We start from the raw sequence: 14,694 nt of genomic DNA, 5'->3' as shown, positions 1-14,694 counted from the left end.
ACCCCGACCGGGAGGTGCCGTGCCCCTCACCACCACCGGCGAACTGGTCAGCCGGGCCCGCGCGGCCCGTACCGCCGTAGCCGCCTTCAACATCGTCACGCTGGAGCACCTCGAGGCCGTCGTCAGCGGAGCCGAGTCCGTCCGCGCCCCGGTCGTCCTCCAGGTCAGTGAGAACGCGGTGCGGTTCCGCGGCGGACGCGTGCTCCCGCTCGCCCGCGCCGCCGCCACCGCCGCCGGACAGGCCGCCGTACCCGTCGCGCTGCACCTCGACCACGTCCGGGATGACGCCCTGCTCCGGCAGGCCGCGGACGCCGGTTTCAGCTCCGTCATGTACGACGCCTCCCACCTGCCGTACGAGGAGAACCTCGCCGCGACCCGGGCGGCCGTCGACTGGGCGCACGCCCACGGACTGTGGACCGAGGCCGAGTTGGGAGAGATCGGCGGCAAGGACGGGACACCCCCGCGCGACGCCCACGCACCCGGCGCCCGCACCGACCCCGCCGAGGCCCGCGCGTTCGTCGCACACTCCGGGGTGGACGCCCTGGCCGTCGCCGTCGGCAGCGTCCACGCGATGACCACGCGCACCGCGTCCCTCGACCACGACCTGCTCGGGCGGCTCGGCACGGCCCTGGACGTGCCCCTCGTCCTGCACGGCTCCTCCGGCGTGCCCCACGAGGAACTGCGCGCCGCCGTCGCGGGCGGCATCGCCAAGGTCAACGTCGGCACCGCCCTCAACCTGGCCCTGACCGGCGCGATCAGGCAGCACCTCGACGCGCACCCGGACGCGGTCGACGCGCGCGCCTACCTGGACGCCGGGCGCGGGGCGATGGCCCGGACGGTGGTACGGATCCTCACCGGCGTGGGGCTCACCCCCGCTTGACGGCCTTCAGCACCACGAACTTGCGGTCACCGGCGACCAGGCTGCTGTTGCCGAACAGCCGCCGCAGCTTCACGTGGTACCCGAGGTGCCGGTTGCCCACCACCCACAGCTCACCGCCCGGCCGCAGGGCGCGCCGCGCCCCGGTGAACATCCGCCACGCCGTGGCGTCCGTCGTCGCCTGGTGGGAATGGAACGGCGGGTTGTTCAGGACGAGGTCGACGCTGCCGTCCGGTACGCCCGCCAGCCCGTCGCCGACCCGGAACTCCGCGTGCCCCGGCACCCCGTTCGCCTTGTACGTCGCCTCCGCCGAGGCCACCGCCTGGAACGATTCGTCGGTGAACAGCACCTCGGCCCCGGGGTCGGCCAGCGCGACCGCCGTCCCGACGATCCCGTTGCCGCAGCCGAGGTCGACGACGCGGCGCGCGCCCCGGGTGTCCGGCAGGTGCCCCAGGAAGAACCGGGTGCCGATGTCGAGCCGGTCGGCGCAGAACACGCCCGCGTGGTTGACGACCGGACGGCCCGACAGCGGCCCGATCCCGTCGGGGAGGTCGTAGCCGTACGGCCACGGACTGGCGGGGCGCTCCAGCGACGGGTCCGGAGCCGTGAGGACGAGCCGCGCCTTCTGCTCGGCGAGGGAGGTCCGGGTCGGGCCGAGGATCCGCTCGAACAGCCGGAGCGTCGACGTGTGGATCTCCTTCACCATGCCGGTCCCGACCACGACCGTGCCCGCGTGCACCGACGGCGCCAGCCGCAGCAGCTGGTCCTCCAGGAGCGCGAGGCTCTTCGGCACGCGCACCAGCAGCACGTCGATCCGCGCGGGCGGCGGGTCCTGGGTGGTCAGCAGCCGCACGGAGCCGGGTTCGGCGCCGTTGCGGGCGAGGTTCGCCCGGGTCGCCTCCTGCCCCAGCCAGGAGTCGGTGATCTGGGTCGGCCGGTACGCGGCGAGCGCCGTGGCCAGCGCCCCCCAGCGGTCGCCGAGCACCACGACCGTCCCGGTCAGCTCGGTCCGCTCCGCGGCGAGGTGGCGCAGCAGGTACGCGTCGGAGGCGTCCCAGGCGCGCAGGCCGTCGCGCGGGTCCTCGGGGTGGCGGGCCAGCGAGAGCTCGCCCCACGGCGTCGTCATACGGTCGTCCATCGTGCGTCAAGGCTAGCCGAGCCGCAGCTCAGGCCCGCCGGGGGAGGATGGGGGCATGGACGGAGAGCTGTTCCCCCGTGAGCGCGTGCTGGTCGCGCCGGGCGCGGTGCACGCCCCGGGCTGGCTGGACGAGCCCGGTCAGCGGCGGCTGCTGGACGCCTGCCGCGACTGGGCCCGCCCGCCGGCCGGCCTGCGCACGGTCCGCACCCCCGGCGGCGGCACCATGACCGCCCGCCAGGTCTGCCTCGGCTGGCACTGGTACCCGTACGCCTACGCCCGCACGGCCGTCGACGGCGACGGCACCCCCGTCAAACCGTTCCCGGCGTGGCTCGGCGAGCTGGGCCGGCGCGCGGTGGCCGACACGCTGGGCCCCGGACCGGCGGAGGCGGCGGCGTACGACATCGCGCTGATCAACTTCTACGACGGCGACGCCCGCATGGGCATGCACCGGGACGCAGACGAGCGGTCCGCCGCGCCCGTGGTCTCGCTCAGCCTCGGCGACACCTGCGTCTTCCGCTTCGGCAACACCGAGACCCGTACCCGCCCCTGGAGCGACGTCGAACTGCGCAGCGGCGACCTGTTCGTGTTCGGCGGGCCGTCTCGGCACGCCTACCACGGGGTGCCCCGGGTACTGCCGGGAACGGCGCCGGCCGGGCTGGGACTGAGCGGACGGCTGAACGTCACCCTGCGCGTCAGCGGCTTCCCGAGGGCCACCTGACCAGCGGATCATGGGAGACTCGCCCTCATGAGCGGCAAGGCGGACCCCCGGACGGCGGGGGAAGGGACCACCTCCAGGGCGCGGCTGGACCGGGGGCGCGGTGCGCTCGGCCCGGCGCTGGAGCTCGTGCACACCGGACGGGCCCCCACCCGTGCGGTGCTCACCGCCGAACTCGGCGTCACCCGCGCCACCGCCGGCGCGGTGGCCGCCGAACTGGAGGCGCTGGGCCTGATCCGGGTGGACGCGCGGCCCGGCGCCGCCGCCGGCTCCCAGGGCCGCCCCTCCCACCGGCTCGAACTCGCCGAGGACGGTCCCGTCGCCCTCGCCGCCCAGGTGCACGCCGACGGGTTCCGGGCCGCGCTGGTCGGCCTCGGCGGGCGGATCGTCGCGACGACCCCCGGCTGCGAGACCGTCGACGCGGACCCGGCCAAGGTGCTCGCCACCGTCGTGGAGGCCGGCGCGGAACTGCTGCGGTCCACCGGTCGCCGCTGCGTGGGCGCCGGACTCGCCGTGCCGTCCGCGGTGGCCGCACCCGAGGGCCTCGCCCTGAACCCCCTGCACCTGGCCTGGCCGGTCGGGGCGCCGGTCCGGGAGATCTTCGCCGAGCGGGTCCGCGCGGCCGGCATCACCGGCCCGGCCTTCGCCGCGAACGACGTCAACCTCTCCGCCCTCGCCGAGCACCGCCACGGCGCCGGGCGCGGCGCCCGCGACCTGCTGTGCGTGGCGACCGGCCACCGCGGGGTCGGCGGCGCGCTGGTGCTCGACGGGCGGCTGCACACGGGCAGTTCCGGGCTCGCCCTGGAGGTCGGCCACCTCACCGTCAATCCCGAGGGCCGGCCCTGCCACTGCGGCAGCCGCGGCTGCCTCGACGTCGAGGCCGACCCGCTGGCCCTCCTCACCACCGCCGGCCGCCGGCCCGGCCCGGAGGGCTCCCTGCTCCAGCAGGCCAACCAACTGGTCCGCGAGGAGTACGCCGACCCGGTCGTCCGCATGGCCGCGGAGGCCCTCATCGACCGGCTCGGGCTGGGCCTGGCCGGCCTGGTGAACATCCTCAACCCCGACCGGATCATCCTCGGCGGGCTGCACCGCACCCTCCTGGACACCGACCCCGAGCGCCTCCGCGCGGTCGTCGCCGACCGCAGCCTGTGGGGCCGTAGCGGAGGCGTTCCCATCCTGGCCTGCTCCCTCGACCACAACAGCCTGGTCGGCGCCGCGGAGCTGGCCTGGCAGCCGGTGCTGGACGACCCCCTGGAAGCGCTGAGCCAGGTCTGAACACCCTTGTCCCCCGCCGGGCGTCCGGGGCGGGCGCGGGCGAGGCGCCAGCGGAGGCGCCACCGGCGCGGACATCACCCGCCCGCGCGGCCGTGGACGGACGGACAGTCCCGGCGGGCCCGGCCCTGGGACCCTCACCGCCGTGGACGGCGCGACGAGGGCACGCCCCACCGGGGCCCGATCAGGGGCCCATCAGGACCCAACTGGTGCGCCGGGGCGCCGCCGGATCAGCCCACGACGGCCGACCGGGCGGGAGCGTGCGCCGCCGGACCGAGGTCGTCGACCGCGACGACCTCCGGGAACCGGCGCGCACCCTGCTCGACGGCCGCCCGGCGCGGTGGACGCGCCGCGCGGTCCCGCGGCGCGCCGAGGGCCGGCAGCGTGAACCACACGACCTTGCCGGACTCGCCGTCCGGCCGCGCTCCCCAGCTCTCGCTGACCGCGGCCACCATCGCGAGCCCGCGCCCGCACGTGGCGAGGACGTCGGGGGCCGTGACGTGGTCCACCACGGGGAGCCGCGGATCGTGGTCGCGCACGGAGACGGTGAGCCGGCCGAGCAGCAGCTCCATCTCCACGGTGCACGTCTTGTCGGGCTGGGCGTGCCGGTGGACGTTGGTCAACAGCTCCGTCACACCGAGCGCGGCCCGGTCTATGAGGGGATCCAGGTGCCAGTAGCGCAACTGCGCCGATACGATTCTGCGGACCTGGCCGATCCGCGACGGCAGGGCTTGAAGCTCCACCGTGCAGTGCCTGCTTGGGTTGCTGATCACGGCTGCGACTCCCCGACGTGAGGTCCGGAAGAACACGGAGTTCGGATCGATCGGAGCAGTGCGTCTGCGCGAGGGCGGCCGCCTGCTGTCGTGGCCGGCGGGCTGGTTCGCAGCGTTGTCGCCGGTAAACCCAGAGTGACGTGAGACCAGCGTGACGCACGGTGTCGCGGATCGCAACTCGCCGTCAGGAAACCGTCACCCTGTGCGGTCGGCCCGGCCGTCGCGGCCCGCCGCCCGGCGTACGGCCTCGATGAACCGCCGTGCCGCGGGCGGGCCGGGCTCGCCCGGTGCCGGGTCGTGGTCGCCGAGGGTGAGCAGGTAGCGCTGGCCGTTCAGGTCGGCCAGCGCCCGGTCGTCCGGCGCGAACCACGGCCGCGAGGCGCGTACCGCCTGCACCGGAGCGCTGTCGATCTCGCTGCCGTAACTGGTGAGCAGCTCCAGCCGGCCGTCGCTGATCCGGACCTGTCCGGCCCGGGTGAGCGACCGCAGCCGCTTCCCGATCCGCACGCCCGTCGCGGTGAACTCCGGCTCCGCCATTGCCCGCCCCCTTGCCCGTGGGTGTCCCGGCCCGCGTCCCGCGCCTCCTCCGGCGTGCTGCCCCGCGGGCCGGCACCAGCTCGTGTCGTGATCCAGTGTGCGCCCCCGTACGGGACCTTCGTCCCGCCGGGTGCAGTCTGCCCGCGCGGGGCGTCGAGCACCAGTGCGTACGACACGCGGTCGGGGGTCGGCCGGAGCACTCGCGCGAATGCGCCCCCGGCGGGCGCGGCCGCTCGGCCCCCGCTCGGCCGGGCCCGCTCGCCCCCAGGGCCGTCTTTCAGCCGCTCAAAGCAGCGTTTATGCAGGTGGGAAGCGGTGCGAAAGGTGCCTATGATCGAACCGACGGCCGCCCGAGGGGCCGTCGGCGCGCAGCATGAAGGAGCACCACCGTGACCGTCCCCGCGCAGAGCCCGACCGGCGCCACCCTCGACGTCGACCACAGCGATCCCGCCTACCGCACCTGGCTGAAAGAAGCCGTCCGCAAGGTCCAGGCCGATGCCAACCGCTCGGCCGACACGCATCTGCTGCGCTTCCCGCTGCCCGAGGGCTGGGGCATCGACCTGTACCTCAAGGACGAGTCGACCCACCCCACCGGCAGCCTCAAGCACCGCCTCGCCCGCTCCCTCTTCCTCTACGGCCTGTGCAATGGCTGGATCCGGCCGGACCGCCCGGTGATCGAGGCGTCCAGCGGCTCGACGGCCGTCTCCGAGGCGTACTTCGCCCAGCTGATCGGCGTGCCCTTCATCGCCGTCATGCCGCGCACGACGAGCGCCGAGAAGATCCGCCTGATCGAGTTCCACGGCGGCCGGTGCCACTTCGTGGACGACTCACGGAAGATGTACGAGGAGTCCGCCCGCCTCGCGGGGGAGACCGGCGGTCACTACATGGACCAGTTCACGTACGCCGAACGGGCCACGGACTGGCGTGGCAACAACAACATCGCCGAATCCATCTTCCGCCAACTGGCGCGGGAGCGGTTCCCCGAGCCGGCGTGGATCGTCGCCACGGCCGGCACCGGCGGCACCTCCGCGACCATCGCGCGCTACGTCCACTACATGCAGTGGGACACCCGCGTGTGCGTCGCCGACCCCGAGAACTCCTGTTTCTTCGACGGCTGGACCACCGGCGATCCGGACGTCACCTGCGACCGCGGCTCCCGCATCGAGGGCATCGGCCGGCCCCGTATGGAACCGAGCTTCGTCCCCGGCGCCGTCGACCGGATGATGAAGGTGCCGGACGCCGCCAGCGTCGCCGCAGTCCGCGCCCTGGAGCGGGTCATCGGCCGCAAGGCGGGCGGCTCGACCGGAACCGGCCTGTGGAGCGCGTTGAAGATCGTCGCGGAGATGGCGGCCGAGGGGCGGCAGGGCAGTGTGGTGACCCTGCTGTGCGATCCCGGCGACCGCTACCTCGACAAGTACTACTCCGACGCCTGGCTCACCGGGCAGGGCCTGGACATCACCTCGTACAGCGCGGCGATCGACACCCTGCTGGCCACGGGCGTCTGGCCGGACTGAGGGCGCCCCGGGCGGGGCGCGGTCCGCGGACGGGCGCCGGCCGAAACCCCGTCAGGTGTCCGTGTCCCGGTCGGACTCGCCCGTGACCACCAGCCGTCGCAGGTGCTCCGAGACCTCCGCGCGGGCCTCCTCCGGCAGACCGGAGTCCGTCACCAGCGTGTCGACCTGCTCCAGCGCCGCGAAGGAGCTGAGCCCCACCACGCCCCACTTGGTGTGGTCGGCGACCACCACGACCCGGCGCGCCGACTGCACCAGACGCCGATTGGTCTCGGCCTCCGCCAGGTTCGGCGTCGACAGGCCGGCCTCGGCCGATATCCCGTGCACCCCGAGGAAGAGCACGTCGAAGTGGAGCGCCGCGATGGCCCGGTCGGCCACCGGCCCCACCAGGGAGTCCGACGGGGTGCGCACGCCGCCGGTCAGCACCACCGTGGCCGCGCCCTGCCGGGGACCCGCCGCGCGCTGCGCGACGTGGAAGACGTCGGCCACCCGAACCGAGTTGGTCACCACCGTCAGATCCGGTACGTCCACCAGCCGGTGCGCGAGCGCGTACGTGGTCGTGCCGCCCGACAGCGCGATGGCGCTGCCCGGCACGACCAGCTCCGCCGCGGCGCGCGCGATGTCCTCCTTGGCGGTCAGTTCCAGGCCCGACTTCGCCTCGAAACCCGGCTCGTGCGTGCTCGCCTCCACCACCGGCACCGCGCCGCCGTGCACCTTCTCGAGCATGCCCTGCCGGGCCAGCGCATCGAGGTCGCGGCGCACCGTCATGTCCGACACGCCGAGCTTGCGCGTCAGCTCGTTGACGCGGACGCCGCCGCGGCGCCGGACCTCGTCCAGGATCAGGGCGCGGCGCTGCTCCGCGAGGAGGTTCTGATTCTCACTCACGTCCGCTCCGGTCCTCTCGCCTCAATCCGATCCGCTCAGTCCGACACGCCCCGCGCACCTGCGACGACGACGCCGTCGCGCCGGTCGCCGGGGAAGCGGGCGTCCCATCCTCGCACGGGCCCGGTACGGGCCGCGCCACCACCCACCCGACGCGGACATGCCATCGTCGTCGGTACGCCGGTCCCGTTCCTCACACGGATCGGGGGAGATTCGGTGACGACAGGTGTGCGCGGGCCCCCGAGCGGAGAACCTGATGCCCGCACGCACACAGAGACCGACGCAGCGTCACGGGGGAAGTGCGAGACAGTGGAACGTGTCCACGAACGGGACGGCATCCGCCGGCCGACCGGAGCAGCCCTGGAACTCCTGGTGCACGGCGTGGGCGGGGCCACGCCCGACAAGATGCTCAACGACCCGCGCACGGTACGGATCACCGGCGACGACACGGCCGCCGTGTTCCGCCGCGCCGACGACGTGGACGCCGACCGGGCCGGCGGCGCGACCGGCGGCCCCCGGCAGCGGCCGGTCCCCGAGGCCTACGTCTGGTGCAACCTGACCTCCGGCAACGGCACCCGAGCCCTGTGGCTCCTGCTGCTGCCGTTCATGGTCGTCAACCTCGCCCACTGGATGCGCCCCGCCGCCCGCGAACGCACCCGTGCCGTCCGCCTCTACGGGCTCCTGGTGCGGCTTGCCGGCCTGACCCTGACCGTGCTGCTCGTCGCGGCGGCCTGCGAGGTCGCCCTCGACCTGACGGCCTGGCAGTGCGCGGGCACCCGCGCCTGCGCCGAACGGCACTCCTGGCTGGGCTTCCTGTCGCCGGACGTCAGGGACGGCGGCTGGTGGACCCGGCCCGGCCGCCGCCTCGCCCTCGCCGCCCTGCTCCCGGCCGCCCTCACCGGCCTCCTGTGGTACCTCTCGCACCGCACCTGGCGGGCCTACGAGTCCCAGGAGCCCCTCAACGGCAGGCCCGAGCCCGAGGACGTGCTCGGCCACACCGCGCTGGGCCGCCCCGGCTTCTGGTACGGGCGCCGCCTGGTCGCCCGGCTGCGGGCGGCGCACACCGCGGCCGGCCTGCTCACCGTGGCCGCCGCGGTCGGCACCGCCGCCGCCCACCAGGACCACCGACCGGGCGGTCCCGCCCTCCTCGACGTCCTCGGCCGGCTCCTGGAGGCCGCCCTGGCCGCCGGAGCCCTCGCCACGGTCTGGGTGGTGTGCCGCCGGGGCCGCAGCGAACACCGCCTCGACCGCCGGCTCGACGCCCACCTCGTGCGCAGCCTCCCCCTGGCCGCCCTCGTCCTGCTCGCCCTCACCCTGGTGTACGCCGGCTGGCACCGCCCCGGCTGGACATCGGCCGGACGCCTCCCCGGCGACGCGGCGTTCGGTGCGATCGCCCTGCTCCAAGGCGCCTTGGTGCTCGCCCTGGCCGTCGTCGCCGCCGTCCTCCACCGCGCCGCCGGCCCCGGCCCGCGGGGGCGCGCCGCGCTCCGGGGCCTCGGCGGTCCCGCCGTCGTGATGCTGGCCTGCGCGCTCGGCGGCGTGATGTCCGGCGGGGTCTCCCAGCGCGTCTCCGACTGGCTCGACGGCACCGGCACCTTCCTCGCCGGCCCGCCGGTGCTGCTGACCTGGCAGGCGTCCGTGATCCCGCTCCTGCTGATCGTGCTGGGCGTGCTGGGCGGTCTGCTCGGCCGCGGCGCCTGGCGCCTGACGCGGACCGAGCGCGCGGCGGTGGCCCGTGAGTACGGTGCCGACCCGGGCGACCCGGCCCGCACCCAGCGCATCGCCCGCGCCCGCGCCATGGCCACGCTCACCGACCGCGCCCCGCTCCTCGTCGGCGTCACCTCCGCCACGACCCTCCTGCTGGGCGCGGGAGCCCTGGCCGGCGCCTTCGCCACGGGCAGGACACCCAGCCGGGCCACCGAGGGCGCCCCCTCCTTCCTCCAGGGCGCCGCCCAGACCGGCCAGGCGCTCGGCTCCTGGCTGATCGGGTTCGGTTTCATACTGTTCGTCACCTGGGGCAGGCGCGCCTACAAGGACGCCTCCGCGCGCCGCACCATCGGCATCCTCTGGGACGTCGGCACCTTCTGGCCCCGCGCCGCCCACCCCTTCTCGCCGCCCTGCTACGCCGAGCGCGCGGTGCCCGACCTGACCTGGCGCATGGCCACCTGGACCCGTGCCACCGGCGGCCGCCTGGTCATCTCCGGCCACTCCCAGGGCAGTGTCCTCGCGGCCGCCGCGGCCTGGCAGCTGAGCGCGGCCGACCGCGGACAGGTCGCCCTGCTCACCTACGGCTCCCCGATCGAGAGGCTCTACGGCCGCTGGTTCCCGGCCCACTTCGGCCCGGCGGCGCTGAAGGCCCTGCACGAGGACGTCGACTGCTGGCGCAACCTCTACCGGCTCACCGACCCCATCGGCGGCCCCGTCCGGCTGTCCGGCGAGGGCCGCGCGCCCGAGGTGGACCGCGCGCCCCTCGCGGACCCGCTCGCCTACGGACGTACCGAGCACCACCCGCTGCCCGCGCCCGTGCTGGGCCACTCCGACTACCAGGCGGACCCGGCGTTCGCGGAGGAACGCGAGCGGCTGCTGGCGCGCCTGTGCCCCGTGGTCCCCCCGCAGGGCGGCGAGCCGCGGGAGCGGTCCTGACCCCTTCCGGCCCGCCGTCCGGGCGGACGACGGGCCGGAGGCCGGGCTTGAGGCCGGGCTTGAGACGGTTCGGGCGGCGAGGACGGACGGGATCAGCGCAGCTCGGGCAGGTCCTCTCCGTACAGCAGCGTCAGATCGTCCGTGGTCGGCTCGGCCACCTGGGCGACCCGGCTGGCGTGCCGCTCGACCATCGCCTCGAACGTCTGGCGCGCGGTGCGGCCGTTGCCGAAGGCGGGGCCCTTGGGGATCTCCGTGAAGTACTTCAGCAGCGCTTCCTCGGCGCCCGGCGTGATCTGGTACTCGTTCTCCTCGGCCTGCTGCTGCACGATCCGCAGCAGTTCCTCGGGGCCGTAGTCACCGAAGGTGATGGTCCGGGAGAACCGGGAGGCGACACCGGGGTTGACCGTCAGGAAGCGCTCCATCTCGGCGGTGTACCCCGCGACGATCACCACCACGGCGTCCCGGTGGTCCTCCATCAGCTTCACGAGCGTGTCGATGGCCTCCTTGCCGAAGTCCCGCCCGGCGTCCTCCGGCGACAGGGCGTACGCCTCGTCGATGAAGAGCACGCCCCCGCGGGCCCGTTCGAACGCCTCCTGGGTGCGGATCGCGGTGGAACCGATGTGCTCGCCGACCAGGTCGACCCGGGACACCTCGACCAGATGGCCCTTCTCCAGGACGTCCAGCGCGGCGAGGATCTCGCCGTACAGGCGGGCGACGGTCGTCTTGCCGGTGCCGGGGGAGCCGGTGAAGACCAGGTGGCGCTTGACGGAGGCCGCCTTCAGGCCGGCCCGCTGCCGGCGCCTGCCCACCTCGATCATGTCGGTCAGCGCGCGCACCTCCCGCTTCACGCTCTCCAGGCCCACCAGCGCGTCGAGTTCACCGAGGACGTCCGTCGAGGACCGCGCCGGCTGGTCCGCCGCCCCGGCGGCCGACGCCTCCGGTAGATCGGCCCGCTGTCCGGGGAGCGCGCCGAGCAAGCCTCCTCCCGAGGGGGGCGTCGTCTGCACGGCCGTCTCCCGCGCCGTCTCCGGCGAGGTGCGCGCGCCGGCGCTCTCGTCGCCCGTGCAGTCCTCGACGACGGGCCCCGCACCGGCCGCCGCGTCCGGGCCGCCGTCGGCGAACTCGTAACCGCCCCGCGTGCAGCGCTCGGTGCGGCACTTGCGCAGGGTGGTGCGGCAGCCGTCTATCACGTGGAAGCCGTAGCCGCCGCTGTTGGTCACACGACAGTTCTGGAAGGTGCCGCGGCCCCCGGCCGACACGTAGAAACCGGCCTCGGCGGGGGAGTCGACGGTGCAGCGTTCGATGGTGGGGTCGGCGCCCTTGGTGACGATCACACCGGTCTGGGTGGCGTCGATGCTGCAACTGTTGAGGGTGCCGCCGCTGCCGTGGTCGCGGAACCAGGCGCCGGTCCCGGCGTCCCGGATGCGGCAGTCGTCGAGCTGGGCGGTCGCGCCGTCGCTCACCGACACGGCCGTGTTGCGCACCTGGGAGACGTCGCTGTCGACGACGTCCGCGCGGGAGCCGCGGTCGAGGACGAACAGCGCGTCCGGCACGTCGTGCACCCGGCAGGAGTCCAGGACCACGGTGGCGCCGTCACTGACCCAGACAGCCGGGTAGTCACCGGTGCTGTCGAAGATCTCGCACTGGTTGGCGTCCACGCGCGTGCCTGGGTCCCACACCGACAGCCCGTTGCGCCCGAACCGGCTGACCGTCGTCCGGGTGAGCGTCAGCACGGAACGCGACCTCAGGTCGACCGCGTTCTCCGGGATGTCGTGGATACGGCAGTCGGCCAGGGTGAGCACGGCGTCCGTGTCGAGGGTGACCCCGTCCGCGGTGGTGCGGTGGACGTCGCAGTCGGTGAGGTGCGCGGTGGCCCGGGCGGTGATCTGCACACCGCTGCCACGGACCTCGTACACCTCGCAACCGAACGCTTCCAGGGCCGAGTTGTCGCCGGTCGCGCTCAGACCGGCGCCCGAGGCGTGGTGCACCCGGCAGCGCTCCAGACGGGGGTGGGCACCGCCGCGCACCGCGACGCCCGCCTGCCCGGCCGCGACGACCTCGCACTCCTCGAAGACACCGCCGCCGCCGTCGACCACGGCGATGCCGATGCCGGCCGGGTTGTCGACGGTGCACCGCCGGACGGTCGGGCGGGCACGGCCCCGCACCTCGATGCCGGCCGCGGACCGCGTGACGACCCGCACGTCCAGCAGCTCGGGGGCGCCGTCCTCGACGAGCACCGCGGGTGCCGTCGCGTCCTGGCCCTCCACGTGCAGGTCCTGCACCACGGCCGAGGCGCGCACGGTCAGCGGCACCCCGTCCAGGGGCGCGATGCGCACGGATCCGGGGGAGCCCTCGGGACCGCGCAGGGTCACGGCCCGCTCCACCACGAGGTTCTCCCGGTAGGTGCCGGGGGCGATGGTGAGGACGTCGCCCTCGGCCGCGGCCTCCAGGGCGGCGGCGAGCGAAGCGTACTCACCCGTGCGGCGCCGCCACCGCGACGTGCCGGTGTGCGTCACCTGGACCGTGCCCTGTGCCATGGCGTTGCTGTGCCCCCACCTAGGTCGTGCTGGATGGCTCGTTCGCCTTCGGGGCGTGCGCCCCTACGGATCCCTCGCGCGCGGGTTGTCGCCGAATGCGTCGGCCGGTCCACCGTAGCGTGCGCACGGGCCGTGGGTTGACCACAGACGCGACACCGTCAGCTACCTGTGCCGGTACGGCCCCAGTCGGGGCCCGCGCGGTCCCACGCCTGGTCCCAACGGGTGTACCGGCGGCGGACCATTCGCCACATGATCAGTCTTCGGCCGGCCTCCACCACACCGGCGGACAGCAGCGCGGCACCGAACCCGGCGAGGACCGCGTGTGTCGTCGCCGTGGCGGAGTCGAGCGGACGGGCCACCAGACGGCCGTGGGTGTCCGTCCATATCGCGAAGTGGTCGCCGCGGTGCGGGGACTCCAGACCCGCCAGGACCGCGCCGTGGCGCGCGGTGCCGTCCGGGGCGGTCCAGTCGGCGATCACCCGGCTGCGCAGGTCCCGCCCGGAGGCGATCTCGGGGTCCGCCTCCAGCAGCGGACCCTCGACCTCGCGCACCACGGTGGCCGTCACCTGGTGCCGGGCCGCGTGCTGGGCGTGGACCGAACGTTGCAGCGCGTCCTGGGCGACAGCGCCGGTGAGCGAGCCGACGACGGGCGCGGCGAGGAGGATCAGGAGCAGCGCGCACAGGGCGACCCACGCCTCGACCAGGTCCGTCGTACGGCGCAGCGGATTGTGCCGCCAGCGCCAGATTCCACCGATCACCCGCACCGTCCGCACCCCCTTTCCGCTCCGTGATAACCCCCCGCCGGGCCGTTCACGCGCGGGACGGGCCGAAGAGAGAGGCAAATCACCCGCGGCCGCGGCGCGTCGTGAACGTCCGGGAACGTCTCACAACGGCAAACGGCCAGGGGGGTGGTGGAGGTTCCCGCGGCCGTCCGCCGGTGCGGGATCCGCCGGCACTACGCGACGACCGTGACCGGGTCGCCGACCCGGATGGTGCCGCGGGACAGGGGCACCAGGTTCTGGCCGAAGACCAGCTTGCCGCCGAGGCGGCGGTGCCGGCCCAGGCTGTGCAGGGGCTCCCTGCCGCGGCCCGCGGTGGCCTGGTCGGTCGTGGTCACGACACACCGCCCGCAGGCCTTGGCGACGCGGAAGCCGACCTCACCGATCGTCAGGCGGGACCAGCCGTCCTCCGCCCACGGGTCGGTGCCCGCCACGACCACGTTCGGCCGGAAGCGGTTCATCGGCAGCGGGCCCTCCGCGGCGTGCTCGCCCTGCGCGATCAGCGCGTTGAGGGCGTCGAGGGACGCGCTGGTGGTGACGAGCAGCGGATAGCCGTCGGCGAACGTGACCGTCTCGCCGGGCAGCGCGTACTCGGGGTCGACGGGCCGGCGCGTGGCGGGGTCGTCCATGTGCACCAGACGGACGTCGGCGCCCAGGAGGGAGCTGCACCAGGCGTGCGCGGCCTCGTCGGCGAGGACCCCCTCCACCTTGTCGCGGAAGATCGCCAGCGAGACCGTCCCGACCGGCTCGGGCACCCGCGCGGTGAGCGGTTCGAGCCCGGGCGCGGACAGACGGAGGCCGCCACCGGGCAGGAGCTCGGCGGCGGCCAGCGCCAGGCGCGGCTGCTGGCGTTGGGTGACGACCTTGCCCCCGTCGTCGATCAGAGCCCAGCGTCGGTCCCCGGCCAGCCCCCAGGGTTCCACGACGGCCTCCCGGGGTGACTGGGCCCGGAATGCCTTGACCGGATGAACGTGGATCGACAGCAGCTGCGCATTGCCCATGGGGGCCATCCTGCCAGGTGGCGCGGACG

General features: G+C 74.7%; 12 protein-coding genes. 5 read left to right on the top strand and 7 right to left on the bottom strand.

Annotated elements, in window-relative coordinates; translation table 11 throughout:
* Positions 1-19: 19 nt before the first annotated feature.
* Complete coding sequence (locus ACZ3KJ_RS21365) at positions 20-880, top strand: class II fructose-bisphosphate aldolase (protein ID WP_467529044.1); 861 nt, start codon at positions 20-22, stop codon at positions 878-880.
* Here ACZ3KJ_RS21365 and ACZ3KJ_RS21360 read toward each other — a convergent pair.
* Positions 867-2,003 carry a methyltransferase gene (locus tag ACZ3KJ_RS21360; RefSeq protein WP_467529092.1) on the bottom strand — a complete coding sequence of 379 codons (1,137 nt, stop codon included), beginning with the start codon at positions 2,001-2,003 and terminating at the stop codon, positions 867-869. The genes ACZ3KJ_RS21365 and ACZ3KJ_RS21360 overlap by 14 nt on opposite strands.
* 67 nt (positions 2,004-2,070) lie before the next feature.
* Between ACZ3KJ_RS21360 and ACZ3KJ_RS21355 the strand changes: the two genes are divergently transcribed.
* Together ACZ3KJ_RS21355 and ACZ3KJ_RS21350 are read left to right on the top strand one after the other, a co-directional pair.
* Positions 2,071-2,733: an alpha-ketoglutarate-dependent dioxygenase AlkB family protein gene (locus tag ACZ3KJ_RS21355; protein WP_467529042.1), complete on the top strand. Its 663-nt coding sequence runs from the start codon at positions 2,071-2,073 to the stop codon at positions 2,731-2,733.
* A gap of 27 nt (positions 2,734-2,760) precedes the next feature.
* Positions 2,761-4,005 carry an ROK family protein gene (locus ACZ3KJ_RS21350; RefSeq protein ID WP_467529040.1) on the top strand — a complete coding sequence of 415 codons (1,245 nt, stop codon included), beginning with the start codon at positions 2,761-2,763 and terminating at the stop codon, positions 4,003-4,005.
* Between the two features lie 227 nt (positions 4,006-4,232).
* On the opposite strand, the gene ACZ3KJ_RS21345 is transcribed toward ACZ3KJ_RS21350, so the two are convergent.
* On the bottom strand, positions 4,233-4,775 hold the full coding sequence (locus tag ACZ3KJ_RS21345) for an ATP-binding protein (protein ID WP_467529038.1): 543 nt from the start codon (positions 4,773-4,775) through the stop codon (positions 4,233-4,235).
* 195 nt (positions 4,776-4,970) lie between these two features.
* Positions 4,971-5,312 (bottom strand): hypothetical protein, encoded by a 342-nt coding sequence (locus tag ACZ3KJ_RS21340; protein WP_467529036.1) that lies wholly within the window; start codon positions 5,310-5,312, stop codon positions 4,971-4,973.
* Positions 5,313-5,701: 389 nt separating this feature from the next.
* On the opposite strand from ACZ3KJ_RS21340, the gene cds1 reads away from it, so the two are divergent.
* Positions 5,702-6,826: an L-cysteine desulfhydrase Cds1 gene (cds1, locus tag ACZ3KJ_RS21335; protein ID WP_467529034.1), complete on the top strand. Its 1,125-nt coding sequence runs from the start codon at positions 5,702-5,704 to the stop codon at positions 6,824-6,826.
* Between the two features lie 51 nt (positions 6,827-6,877).
* On the opposite strand, the gene ACZ3KJ_RS21330 is transcribed toward cds1, so the two are convergent.
* Positions 6,878-7,708 carry a DeoR/GlpR family DNA-binding transcription regulator gene (locus tag ACZ3KJ_RS21330; protein ID WP_467529032.1) on the bottom strand — a complete coding sequence of 277 codons (831 nt, stop codon included), beginning with the start codon at positions 7,706-7,708 and terminating at the stop codon, positions 6,878-6,880.
* Between the two features lie 306 nt (positions 7,709-8,014).
* On the opposite strand from ACZ3KJ_RS21330, the gene ACZ3KJ_RS21325 reads away from it, so the two are divergent.
* Positions 8,015-10,348, top strand: a complete 2,334-nt coding sequence (locus ACZ3KJ_RS21325) for a hypothetical protein (protein ID WP_467529030.1) — start codon at positions 8,015-8,017, stop codon at positions 10,346-10,348.
* A gap of 92 nt (positions 10,349-10,440) precedes the next feature.
* On the opposite strand, the gene ACZ3KJ_RS21320 is transcribed toward ACZ3KJ_RS21325, so the two are convergent.
* From ACZ3KJ_RS21320 to ACZ3KJ_RS21310, 3 genes are all read right to left on the bottom strand, one after another.
* A complete protein-coding gene (locus ACZ3KJ_RS21320; RefSeq protein ID WP_467529028.1) occupies positions 10,441-12,885 on the bottom strand; it encodes a right-handed parallel beta-helix repeat-containing protein in 2,445 nt (814 codons plus the stop codon).
* Between the two features lie 158 nt (positions 12,886-13,043).
* The gene (locus tag ACZ3KJ_RS21315) at positions 13,044-13,649 is read right to left on the bottom strand and encodes an Rv1733c family protein (RefSeq protein ID WP_467529026.1); all 606 of its coding nucleotides are present in this window, start codon (positions 13,647-13,649) and stop codon (positions 13,044-13,046) included.
* 191 nt (positions 13,650-13,840) lie between these two features.
* Positions 13,841-14,665, bottom strand: a complete 825-nt coding sequence (locus tag ACZ3KJ_RS21310; RefSeq protein WP_467529024.1) for an MOSC domain-containing protein — start codon at positions 14,663-14,665, stop codon at positions 13,841-13,843.
* Between the last annotated feature and the right edge of the window lie 29 nt (positions 14,666-14,694).

This window comes from Streptomyces sp. NPDC003248, assembly GCF_055563235.1.
This window is presented reverse-complemented; position numbering and strand designations above follow the sequence as displayed.

Bases quoted from the DNA above. Each gene is read 5' to 3' on its own strand.
- ACZ3KJ_RS21360 (WP_467529092.1), bottom strand. From the start codon at position 2,003: ATGACGACGCCGTGGGGCGAGCTCTCGCTGGCCCGCCACCCCGAGGAC.
- ACZ3KJ_RS21355 (WP_467529042.1), top strand. From the start codon at position 2,071: ATGGACGGAGAGCTGTTCCCCCGTGAGCGCGTGCTGGTCGCGCCGGGC.
- ACZ3KJ_RS21350 (WP_467529040.1), top strand. From the start codon at position 2,761: ATGAGCGGCAAGGCGGACCCCCGGACGGCGGGGGAAGGGACCACCTCC.
- ACZ3KJ_RS21340 (WP_467529036.1), bottom strand. From the start codon at position 5,312: ATGGCGGAGCCGGAGTTCACCGCGACGGGCGTGCGGATCGGGAAGCGG.
- ACZ3KJ_RS21320 (WP_467529028.1), bottom strand. From the start codon at position 12,885: ATGGCACAGGGCACGGTCCAGGTGACGCACACCGGCACGTCGCGGTGG.
- ACZ3KJ_RS21310 (WP_467529024.1), bottom strand. From the start codon at position 14,665: ATGGGCAATGCGCAGCTGCTGTCGATCCACGTTCATCCGGTCAAGGCA.